General features: G+C 41.9%; 2 tRNA genes. Both read right to left on the bottom strand.

The features are described from left to right. Positions 1-128: 128 nt before the first annotated feature. A tRNA-Thr gene (locus P20652_RS19365) sits at positions 129-204 on the bottom strand. An 11-nt stretch (positions 205-215) separates the two neighbouring features. Beyond that, positions 216-290, bottom strand: a tRNA-Gly gene (locus tag P20652_RS19360). Positions 291-341: the final 51 nt, after the last annotated feature.

Below are 341 nucleotides of genomic sequence, written 5' to 3'. Positions count from 1 at the left end.
GACGGAACCTATCAGTTTTGTGTATCTAAATTACATATGAAAATAATCCACCAAAGGTAGATTAAGTTAATTTTTTCAAATAGTATTTTCTGACAGATAAAGGAAGTAATCAAGGAGATTCTTAAGACTGGTGCTGATAGGCAGAGTCGAACTGCCGACCTCACCCTTACCAAGGGTGCGCTCTACCAACTGAGCTATATCAGCAACACAAGAACTGGAGCGGGCAGCGGGAATCGAACCCGCATCATCAGCTTGGAAGGCTGAGGTAATAGCCATTATACGATGCCCGCATAAAAATCTGTTCTTAAACTACCTCTAACCGTCAAGAATAAAGTGGTGGA

Origin of the sequence: Pseudoalteromonas sp. BSi20652 (assembly GCF_000239855.1) — a bacterium.
Taxonomy (GTDB): domain Bacteria; phylum Pseudomonadota; class Gammaproteobacteria; order Enterobacterales; family Alteromonadaceae; genus Pseudoalteromonas.
Note: the sequence above shows the minus strand (reverse complement) of the source record. Positions and strands in the feature narration are given on the sequence as shown.